Raw genomic sequence first — 460 nt, 5'->3', positions numbered from 1 at the left:
CTGGCGATGCACGTCCGCATCGGAGAATGTTCAACGCAGCGTTGGTATCTCGATCATGCTCGACACCACAGTCACTGCAGGCCCACTCTCTTATTCTCAGTCCCGCGATACCTTTCGGCCGCGTCGTGCTGTCTTTCGATCCGCACGACGAACAGGACTGGGTGGAACCGCTTTCGTCGACTTCCTCGAACGTGGCCCCGTGCGCGATCGCTTTATAGCGGAGCTTGTTCCGGAAGGACGACCAGGATGCGTCGTAGACGCTCTTCGCCATCCTGGTTCTGGCGAGTTTGACGGCAGATACGTTGCCAACCGCGATGTAATCGAATCGCCGCACCAGATCGAGCGTGAGCTTGTGCTGGAAGTCGGCGCGGGCATTGGCGATCTTTGCGTGCAGCTTCGCGATATGTCGCTTGTGCTTTCGTGCTCGCTGCGCTTTCGCCAGCTTTTCCGCCGCGCGTCG

Annotated in this window: 1 protein-coding gene; it reads right to left on the bottom strand. The window is 59.3% G+C overall.

Going from position 1 to position 460, the window contains the following annotated elements:
• The coding region (locus HWX03_RS36635; RefSeq protein WP_175874675.1) for an RNA-guided endonuclease TnpB family protein at nucleotides 1-460 on the bottom strand (460 nt) is incomplete at both ends.

Origin of the sequence: Burkholderia sp. BCC0397 (assembly GCF_902832865.1) — a bacterium.
Classification (GTDB): domain Bacteria; phylum Pseudomonadota; class Gammaproteobacteria; order Burkholderiales; family Burkholderiaceae; genus Burkholderia.
The sequence above is the reverse complement of the archived record's forward strand: the minus strand, read 5'-3'. Positions and strand labels throughout refer to the sequence as shown.